This is a genomic window from Corynebacterium sp. 212_CJEI (assembly GCF_001055915.1).
GTDB classification, from domain to species: domain Bacteria; phylum Actinomycetota; class Actinomycetes; order Mycobacteriales; family Mycobacteriaceae; genus Corynebacterium; species Corynebacterium jeikeium_D.
This window is the reverse complement of sequence record NZ_JVPT01000026.1, coordinates 34,607-43,382: the sequence shown is the minus strand read 5'-3', so window position 1 is coordinate 43,382 and position 8,776 is coordinate 34,607. Positions and strand designations below refer to the sequence as shown.

Genomic DNA, 8,776 nt, shown 5'->3' with positions numbered 1-8,776 from the left:
TCACGGCGGTAACACGGGTTCAAATCCCGTACGGGGTACAAAGTGGCAGTTTCACTTCTCTGGCCTAACCGGTTCATGAAAACGAAACTTGCGAAAAGGAATCCCGATTCGATTGATTGCGAATCGGGATTTTCTCTTCTCAAATGTCCTTCCTTCCCCATAAATCTCAAGACAATTACAGGGGTAGCAGCCGAAAGAATCTTTTCGCCGCTTTTAGTTTGCGTGACAATAGAGGTATGGCTGCGAAAGAGCTAACCGGCAGACAGAAGAAAGTCCTTGGATGGATTGTGGACGGCTGCACCGGTGCCCCTCCGTATGAGGCGTTTAAGAATACAGCGCGCATGTTAGAGGGGCATAAGCTAGTCAAGATTTCGGGTCACGGTGATAAGTGGAAGGCTGTAGCTACAAAACGTGGTGAGAGAGTTTACGCCGGTACCGAGCCGCTTGTAGTTAATAGGAAGCGGCGGAAGAATGCGGATGCAAAAGAGTCACCCGTGCCCTCCACGTTGAAAAACCCAAGACCAACGCCGGAACCCGCCAAGCCTGAAGTTGATTTAACTCCTTACATAGCTCGAATACGCCAAGGTATTGGAGAGTCGGACCTCGACGTTTTTTCAATCGTGGCTTCGATCGTTGAAATTGACGACTTCTGGTTACCTGCGGCTGCGAAACTTTCTCGTGATAGGTCTTGGCTGTCAAGCAGCCAGGTCTTTGACTACGAGGGAAGAACCTTCGTATATAGCCATGAGAAGCCCCGATTCAAGGCCGCTGTTATCTCTATCGAGCCAATGAAACTGGTTGGGTGGAGGGAGATTTTACGTGGTGACAAACGTGTGTCTAAATACAATAAGAAAGCTGTCGAAGCGTTTGGATACTACAAGCGGCAGTTTAGTTCCGATGTGCAATTGCGGGTAAAGCGAGTTTTGCATGTGCTCTTCACAGAGATTGAACTGAACGGTGGCCGGATAGAAATAGAGACTTGGTACAACTCATGGTCTAAAGAGAAAGTGCTTCGTGCAGTCAAGCTCGGCTTTGATTTCGATCTTCAAGAGCTCAAGTTCCGCGAGAGATATAACCGGGTGCAACGTGAGCCAACGCAAGAAGAAATTGATGATCACAACCGTTGGCACGAGGGCGAAAAAATGAGACGCTTCTGGGAAAAAATCCCGAATGGTCAACTTGTCCTTGAATTTCGAGGGATGTCCGCGCGTGATTCGAAGAAGACCTCAGAAGCGTTTGCTGACGGCATTGAGTCCTATTTCAAGTGGCATCAAATTCGGGAATTTTGGAAGAAGACGGATTATGAGATTGCTGGCAGAGAGAGGGCGCTCCGAGCCAAGCAATATGAGTTCGCTAAGCCAATCGCTGCGAAGACTGTCGCGAAGGATTTCTATTTCGACACTTTGTATCAGCGCTCGCAGGAGTTAAATAAGTTTGAAGCGGTGTGTTCCTATCTCGAATATGTGAAGCGAATTGAGCCTGACAGCCCGTGGATTTCGTGGGCTGAGAAGTATCTCGACACGTTCAATCCCAAGTACCGTTTATTGATGCCAAATCCACCTGCGCTCGACCTTAAGGCCAATGCCGGGCTCATTGAAAAGATTATTGATGTGCTTGGCAGAGATGAAAGCACGTGGGTCGACGCGTTCCCGGACGGTGAATTTCACGGATGATTTTTCTGTAGCACCGTGCATATGAAGGTCAATTTACGAGTCCGTGGATTCACTACGCATTGCTGTCATCAAACGAGCTGAGCCCAGCGACGAGTACTTCTTGTCCGACCTTCAACGCTGAGATTGCAGCCGGTGCGCGCATTTGCACAGTATATTCTGAACGCTGTCGAAAAATATAGAAGAGGTAGCAAGACTTGTAGACCGAGCTTTTGCCGAAACAAGCACGGAAAGTAGTTAGCATCCCTAAAATATTGGCATGAATTCGGCCAAGTCCACCTACGTTCCGGAGCTGACCAGCATCCGAGCCATCGGCGCGTTCGGCGTCCTGCTCACGCATGCCGCGTTTTGGACAGGCAATTACACCGGCGATTGGTTGGGGCGCCTCAACGGTCGATTCGAAATCGGTGTCACCATCTTCTTCGTGCTCAGTGCGGTTCTGCTCACAGGGCGCTGGCTCGGTTCGCCTGACGATGTCCCCGCGAACCGACCGACTTGCGGAAGTATTTCACCAGCCGTGCGAAGAGAGTCCTGCCGGCCTACTGGATTGTGGTCACTGCGGCCTTTCTCATTCACACCGCAGACGACCCACCACCATCTGGTGGAGGGCTACAGGGCTGGTTGCGCACGATGTCGTTTACCCAGACGCTCCAATTCGGCTGGATTCACCCGGGCTTGCCGCAGATGTGGTCGATGGTGGTGGAAGTCGGCTTCTACTTGGTATTGCCGCTGGTGGGGCTTGGCATCTGGACGATCACAAAGGGTCGGCTACGGCCTGGTCCAACGTTGGCCATCATTATTGGTTTTGGCCTCATTGGCCCGGTCTGGACTGTGCTATCGCACCAGGAAAACCTGCTGCCGGTAGTGGCACGGCTGTGGCCGATGGCGTATTTCGACTGGTTCGCCATCGGAATGCTGCTGGCTTACGGGCGAAAAGTTGGCTGGCGCGTCAATTTGGCGGCCAGCTGGCTGATAGCGCTAGTCCTGTTTTTCCTATCCACAACCACTCACGTGGGGCCAGCAACCTTGGTGCCGGATGATGTCGACCAGGCGTTGTGGAAGACCACGCTGTATGGTCTGTCTGCCGGCGCATTCGTGGCTCCGATTGCGCTGGGTACGGAGGTAAGGTGGCTTCGTCATCCAGCCATGATTTGGTTGGGAGAAGTCTCTTACGAGTTCTTCCTCGTTCACGTGTTGGTCATGGACTGGGTAATGAGCTTGATGGGTTATCAGACCTTCCAGGGTTCGATGTTGGCAGTGGCAATTGTCACCACTGCCATCGCCCTGCCACTGTCGTGGCTGCTGCGCCGCATCACTGATGTACTAACGCGGAGACCAGAGCCTGAGAGCCCATGGGCTGCCTACTGATCGTCGTCGTCAAGCGGGCCGAGCTCAGCAACGAGCACTTCCTGCGCGACCTTCATCGCGGACAGTGCGGCCGGTGCGCCGCAGTAACCGGAAGCGTGGACGATGGCTTCGGTGATCTCGGTGCGGGTCAGACCGTTGGCGAGGGCGCCCTTGATGTGGCCGCGCAGTTCCTCGGTGGCTCGCAGAGCGACGAGCATTCCAATGTTGAGCAGAGAGCGATCGCGCTTGGCCAGCCCTTCGCGGCTCCAGACAGAACCCCAGACTGTGGCGGTGATGTGCTTCTGCAGGGTCTCTCCGTCGGAGCCAGCATTGCGGGAGAGGGCGGCATCGACGAATTCGTCGCCCATTACCTCGCGGCGGATTTGGATACCGGCATCGTAGCGGTCGGAGGAAAAGAGTTCATCATTCGAATTGCTCATGCTTGCTAAGTATAGGACTAGCAATGCGGATAAATTCCGAAATGTCCCCACTAGCTTTACTGCCACGACGCATAACCACGCTGAGGTTGCGAGTAAAAACGGTGTCGGTGGGGACGATGACGATGCGCCCGAGCGTTACCTGATCGCGAATTGCGCCGCGGGCGATGATTGTTGGCGCTGCCAGCGCAATCATTCCAGCGCGCTGTGCTGAAAGGGAGCCAAATTCTCCGGCGGGTTCGGTGAGAGTGCCCAGTGCATCTTCCACCACCTGTCGGCTACCGGAACCCGGTTCGCGAATAACGAGTGGCGTCGCGCGCAGTTCCTCGGCGGATATCTCGGCCCGCTCAGCCCACAAATGCCCAGTCGGCACGGCGAGGACCAGTTCGTCGGTGCCGATGATTCGTTCTTCGAGGTCGTGCCGACCAGCCTCGCCCTCTACCAGGCCGAAGTCCACCGCACTGTCGGCTACTAGTTGCCGCACCTCACGGGAGTTTGCCTGCACCATCGAAAGTTTGACTGCGGGATGTTGCCGGTGGAACTCTGCGGCCCAGCCGGGGTAGTAGAGCTCAGCGACAGTGTTGGACACCGCAAGGGTGAGGTGGCGGGGAACATTGTCGGAACGCAAGCTGGCGGCAATGCCCGAAAACTTGTGGCAGGCGGCGAGGAGGTCTGGGAGAGCGTCGATAAGCACTTGCCCTTTTTCTGTAGGGGAGACGCCGTAAGGGGAGCGTTCGAAGACTGTGATTCCCAGCGCTCTTTCCGCCCGTGCGATGCGTGCGGACATGGTCTGCTGGTTGGTGCCGAGCTCACGCGCGGCCTTCGAGATCGACCCCGCACGGGCGACGGTGAAAAGTGCTTCGAGTTCGGCCACAGCGGAGGGGTACATGCATCAATGGTACCCCTCACAGAGTTTCGTGATAGCGGTGACTGCAGCAAGAACAAATACGGTATGGGCATGACCAACTCTCCTCGCAGTGATGTGCTTGCGCCCGCCGGGCCTGCGTGGGCAGGATCGCTGATGGGCACCTCCATCTTCGCCACGCTTGCGCACATTCATGACGTGCCGGTGGTTCCGGAACTGCTTCTCGTCGTGGCAGTTGGCATTCTCGGTTTCATAGTGGTCGGTTGGTTGCGATTTCGAAACCCGGCTTTTCACTCGAAGTTGCAGGCGCCGTGGGGCATGTTCGCGATGGGCATTATGTCTCTCGGGAGCGCCGCAAGCTCGTTGTTTAACGATTCTGTGTGGCAGCTGGCGTCCTGGTGGATTGGCGCGCCGCTGGCAATCTACGTCAGTCTTCGTCAACTGCGAGGATTCGAAGGCGAGCCGACTTTTCAGTGGGGCCTTGCACTGGTCGCCCCGATGGTGGCGGCGACAAGCGGCGCGCAGCTGAGCGTTGGCTACGGCACGTTCTATCAGGTCTGCGCACAAATACTCTTCTGTATGGCGCTGATTACAGTTCTGCCGGTTTTCGTACGCTGCTACGTCGCGCTGTTCTCCGGCACCATGCGTATCCCCGATTCCATCGCCGGTACTGCCTGGATTCCGCTCGGATTGGTCGGTCAGTCCACGGCCGCTGCCCAGCTGCTTTTCAACCGAACCTTCGCTGTCGCTTACGGTACCACCGTGCTCATTGTCGGTGTCTTCCTCGCTGCCATTGCTTTACGACGATTCACCCGCGCCGTAATCCGTTGGGCGGGATACAGCCCTGGTTGGTGGGGTGCAACCTTCCCCGTTGGCACTCTGAGTCTTGGTACGCACAACCTGGGTGGCACTATCGGCGCGCAGTGGCTGTACGCCGTTAGTGCCGGACTGCTGTGTTTATTGGCTGTGCACTGGGTAGCGTGCGTGGCTCGATTTGGTTGGTGGATGCGGAGCTAGCTAGTCAAGCTCGACCCGCACCCGCCCGTTGCGGTTCTGGTCTTCTCGTGGCGCAATACCCAGCGCGGCGGCGGGGAACAGAGCCGTGACGGCAAACAGCGCGGGGAAGCCCGCAGCGGCCACAATCGCACCCGAAACCGGAGGCGTTGCAGCGTAGATAATGTTCTGGAACGTGTTCTGCGTACCCATAGCGCGTCCGGACCAGAAGGGGCCTGCGTATTCAGCAACTGCGGTGAAGGCGAGTCCATTCGGGCTGACCACAGCAACGGCCAGTGCGCAGACCAGCAAAGTTCCAAGCGTACGCCAATCAGCCCAGCTGGCAATCATCATTGCGACAGCCAAAACAAAGGTCGCACCCGAGACCCAGCGGTAGGGGCGGATGCGAGATCGCACTCGGTCAGAGACCACACCCATCAGTGCTCGCGATCCGGCACCGAGCAGCTGCGAGACCATCACAATTGTGCCCGCCGTGCCATCGGAGTACCCCACAGACAGCAACCACACCAGAATGTAGGCACCCATCATCGACTGCGGCCAGGACAGCAGCGCCGAGGCGATGTGGATGCGCACGAGGTACTTGCCGTCCCGGTAGGGGCTGGCCGTGACGGTGGGGTTCGAGGCATCAGGGCGAGGGGGATTCTTCACGCCTATCAGTACAAGCAACGCCAGCACGGCGCACAGGATTGCGGGCATCGCGAGTGCGACTCCGATGCTGTAATTCTGCGCGAGAGGGTGCAGGGTTACCGCTGATAGTGCAGCGCCGAGGGGCTGAGCCATTTGGCGAATGCCCATCGCAGTGCCGCGCTGATGCGGTGGGTACCAGCCCGACACCACGCGGCCGGATGCCGAATTCACGCTCGCCGCCGCACACCCGGCGAGAAAGAGCGTGGCCCCGAGCAGAGCCGGGCTTGACGACGAAGCTAGCGCCGCAAGCCCCGTCGTTAAGGCAGTAGAGGTCAGGCCGGCGAACAGAGCTGCGCGTTCGCCATAGCGGTCGACAAACCAGCCCCAGGCGATGAGCGTGAAGACAATACCGGCCGCCGGCATTGCTGCGACGAGGCCGGCGGCGGAGAGGCTTAAGCCGTTTTCCTGTAGGGATGGGATGAGAAAAGGCACACCCATGTGAACGACGGACGAACCGACCGCCGCGAACATGGACAGAAGAAGGACAAGGTGACGGTAAGCGGGCATTACAGTCGGGAGCTCATCTCTTCAGCGGCGCCGAGAACCTTTGCGCCCCAGCATTCGTAGGGCGACGGAGTCATGCGCTCCACGGGGCCGGAGACGGATAGGACTGCAATCATGCGCTGGTTGCTGTCGAAAACCGGGGCGGAGACGGAGGCAAGTGCGGGGTCGCGCTCACCCATGGACTCGGACCAGCCGAGACGTCGGCAGTCGTCGAGGTCCTGTTGGTTGAAGTCGGCGTCGGGAAGCATTCGCTCAGCGAGGTTGGCCGGGCCAAAGGCCAGGAGAACACGTGCGGCGGAGCCGGCGGTTAGCGGCATGCGAGAGCCAACTGGCACGGTGTTGCGCAGTCCGGTGGCGGGCTCCATGGAGGCAATACAGGTGCGGGTATCGCCGGTGAGACGGTAGAGCTGCACGGACTCTCCGGTTACCTCTACTAGCTTCGGCAGGATGTGCGCTGCGGCGTCGGCAAGCAGGTCGGTTGTGACAGGCGTGATCTCGGTGAGGCCGGGGCCCGTCGTCCAGCGGCCGTCCGGAGTGCGGGTGACAAGGCGGTGTACTTCCAACGCCGTGGCCAGCCGATGGGCGGTGGCGCGGGGCAGGCCGGTGTCGTCACAGAGCTCGGCGAGGGTGCGTGGAGTTTCTGCAACAGACTTGAGAATGAGTACCGAACGGTCGAGAACCTTAATGCCACTTAGAGCTGGCGTCTCGGATGTGCTAATCTGTCCCATGCCATGATATTAACATCTCATTCCTTGAGATAAAAGAGATATATCCGGAAGGCGGCTCACCCACTATGCGCACCACGGACACCAGCCCGAAGACTCTGGCCGAGAAAGTCTGGCATGACCACGTAGTCAAGCAAGGCGACAACGGCGAACCAGATCTGATTTATATCGATCTGCACCTCGTCCACGAGGTTACCTCGCCGCAGGCTTTTGATGGCCTCCGTCTGGCAGGGCGCAAGGTACGCCGCCCGGATTTGACCATCGCAACCGAGGACCACAACGTTCCGACCACTGTCGCCGGCGGCAAAATCAATCTGATTGAGGAGCCGACCTCTCGTACCCAGATTGCCACACTGCGCAAGAACGCCGAGGAGTTCGGTATCCGCCTGCATCCGATGGGCGACCGCGAACAGGGTATCGTGCACGTCGTCGGCCCACAGCTGGGCCTGACTCAGCCGGGCACCACCGTCGTCTGTGGTGACTCGCATACCGCAACCCACGGTGCTTTCGGTGCTATGGCCTTCGGTATCGGTACCTCGGAGGTTGAGCACGTTCTGGCTACCCAGACCCTGCCGCTGAAGCCTTTCAAGACCATGGCGGTCAACGTCACCGGCGAACTGCAGGATGGTGTTACCGCCAAGGATTTGATTCTGGCGATTATCGCCAAGATTGGCACCGGCGGTGGTCAGGGCCACGTTATTGAGTACCGCGGCGAGGCCATCGAGAAGCTGTCGATGGAAGCCCGCATGACCATTTGCAACATGTCCATCGAAGCCGGTGCCCGTGCCGGCATGATTGCTCCGGACGAGACCACCTTCGAATACCTGAAGGACCGCCCGCACGCGCCGCAGGGCGAGCAGTGGGACGAGGCAGTCGAATACTGGAAGTCCCTGGTTACTGACGAGGACGCGAAGTTCGACAAGGTCGTTGAAATCGACGGTTCCGCGCTGACTCCATTCGTTACCTGGGGTACTAACCCTGGCCAGGGCGTGCCGCTGGGGGAGACCGTGCCAGATCCGGAGTTCATCGCTGAGGACTCCGACCGCATCGCGGCCGAACGCGCACTGGAGTACATGGATCTGAAGCCGGGCACCCCGATGCGCGACGTCAAGGTCGACGTGGTCTTCGTAGGTTCCTGCACCAACGGCCGCATCGAGGACATGCGCGCCGTCGCCGACGTGCTGAAGGACCGCAAGGTTGCCGACGGCGTCCAGATGCTCATCGTGCCGGGCTCCGCAAAGGTCCGTGCGCAGGCTGAGGAAGAGGGACTGGGCAAGATCTTCGAAGAGGCAGGCGCCGAATGGCGTATGCCGGGCTGCTCCATGTGCCTGGGCATGAACCCGGATCAGCTGACCCCGGGCCAGCGTTGCGCTTCGACCTCCAACCGCAACTTCGAGGGCCGTCAGGGCAAGGGTGGTCGTACCCACCTGGTCAGCCCGGCTGTCGCCGCAGCCACTGCCGTCGCCGGTCACTTCGCAGCACCGGCTGATCTCTAACTGACTCTCACTGCCGATCTTTGTACAACAG

8 protein-coding genes are annotated in these 8,776 nt (G+C 58.5%); 4 read left to right on the top strand and 4 right to left on the bottom strand.

The annotated features are described in order from the left end of the window. The first annotated feature begins 236 nt into the window (after positions 1–236). Both ADB02_RS02320 and ADB02_RS02310 read left to right on the top strand, forming a co-directional pair. Entirely contained in the window at positions 237–1,673 is a 1,437-nt protein-coding gene (locus ADB02_RS02320) for a hypothetical protein (protein ID WP_049189547.1), read from the top strand. Positions 1,674–2,165: 492 nt separating this feature from the next. Continuing rightward, positions 2,166–3,038, top strand: coding sequence for an acyltransferase family protein (locus ADB02_RS02310; RefSeq protein WP_241482380.1), 873 nt, complete (start codon positions 2,166–2,168; stop codon positions 3,036–3,038). On the opposite strand, the gene ADB02_RS02305 is transcribed toward ADB02_RS02310, so the two are convergent. Both ADB02_RS02305 and ADB02_RS02300 read right to left on the bottom strand, forming a co-directional pair. Beyond that, positions 3,032–3,457: a carboxymuconolactone decarboxylase family protein gene (locus ADB02_RS02305; RefSeq protein WP_048735414.1), complete on the bottom strand. Its 426-nt coding sequence runs from the start codon at positions 3,455–3,457 to the stop codon at positions 3,032–3,034. The two genes, ADB02_RS02310 and ADB02_RS02305, sit on opposite strands and share 7 nt — an antisense overlap. Next, positions 3,441–4,343: a LysR family transcriptional regulator gene (locus ADB02_RS02300; protein ID WP_048735417.1), complete on the bottom strand. Its 903-nt coding sequence runs from the start codon at positions 4,341–4,343 to the stop codon at positions 3,441–3,443. Before ADB02_RS02300 ends, ADB02_RS02305 begins: the two co-directional genes overlap by 17 nt. A 69-nt stretch (positions 4,344–4,412) precedes the next feature. On the opposite strand from ADB02_RS02300, the gene ADB02_RS02295 reads away from it, so the two are divergent. After that, positions 4,413–5,336: a TDT family transporter gene (locus ADB02_RS02295; protein WP_065421704.1), complete on the top strand. Its 924-nt coding sequence runs from the start codon at positions 4,413–4,415 to the stop codon at positions 5,334–5,336. On the opposite strand, the gene ADB02_RS02290 is transcribed toward ADB02_RS02295, so the two are convergent. Continuing rightward, entirely contained in the window at positions 5,337–6,527 is a 1,191-nt protein-coding gene (locus ADB02_RS02290) for an MFS transporter (protein WP_049189543.1), read from the bottom strand. It lies immediately after the preceding gene. Next, a complete protein-coding gene (locus ADB02_RS02285) occupies positions 6,527–7,252 on the bottom strand; it encodes an IclR family transcriptional regulator (RefSeq protein WP_049171587.1) in 726 nt (241 codons plus the stop codon). The genes ADB02_RS02290 and ADB02_RS02285 overlap by 1 nt, the downstream gene beginning before the upstream one ends. Before the next feature lie 65 nt (positions 7,253–7,317). Between ADB02_RS02285 and leuC the strand changes: the two genes are divergently transcribed. After that, positions 7,318–8,745, top strand: a complete 1,428-nt coding sequence (gene leuC, locus ADB02_RS02280) for a 3-isopropylmalate dehydratase large subunit (RefSeq protein WP_049189542.1) — start codon at positions 7,318–7,320, stop codon at positions 8,743–8,745. The last annotated feature ends 31 nt before the right edge of the window (positions 8,746–8,776 follow it).